Here is a 657-nt window from a genome sequence, read left to right on the forward strand (position 1 = left end):
TATTCATATAATATGTAGAATATTAAATTGCAAAAAGGAGAGAATTTTTTACTTTTATGACAAAAAAATACCCCATCTAAAAGAGGGGGGTGATGTTATGCCAAGGCTAGTTTTTTTCTATTTGCTTCGAAAGTAAATCGGTCCTTTAATATAGAATTGATTTGTCTAGTGCTATTAATAAAATTTAAATTACTACGCACATAATCAAAACTATAATCTTCAAGTAATTCAATAAAAGCTGAATTTACAAATGAAGAGTTTAAACTTGTAATTCCACTAAATGAAATGGTAACCTTTTGATTCTTACTAAATTTTTCTTTTATTAGAGCGTAGATTATTTTGCCATCATCATTGGAGTAACATTTTTCTACATGGTCTAATACATTTATTAAAACCATTCAAAATCCTCCTCCTCATTTTCTATATTGAATATATTTTGTGTATTAAGAACTATTTCGATAAATGTACCGGGGTAAAACCCTTTAGCAGCATAAGAATGAGTATTTATTTCATTATTACCATATGTACAGTCTATTATACCCTTATTTGAATGTATATGAATAGTACCTTTATTATCTGTTAAAACAGATGTCAAAATATTGTTTAAACCAGCACCGCGATTTCCTGGTGTTGATTCTGTAGAAAATCCATTTTCAA

1 protein-coding gene and 1 pseudogene are annotated in these 657 nt (G+C 27.7%); both read right to left on the reverse strand.

Annotation, left to right across the window (positions count from 1 at the left end; translation table 11 throughout):
• Positions 1-95: 95 nt before the first annotated feature.
• Positions 96-398 (reverse strand): STAS-like domain-containing protein, encoded by a 303-nt coding sequence (locus PZE06_RS25875; RefSeq protein WP_150917900.1) that lies wholly within the window; start codon positions 396-398, stop codon positions 96-98.
• Positions 389-657, reverse strand: a pseudogene (locus PZE06_RS25880) (ATP-binding protein); the annotation flags it as partial. The gene PZE06_RS25875 and the pseudogene PZE06_RS25880, both read right to left, overlap by 10 nt.

Origin of the sequence: Robertmurraya sp. DFI.2.37, assembly GCF_029211245.1 — a bacterium.
GTDB lineage: Bacteria > Bacillota > Bacilli > Bacillales > Cytobacillaceae > Robertmurraya > Robertmurraya methanolica_A.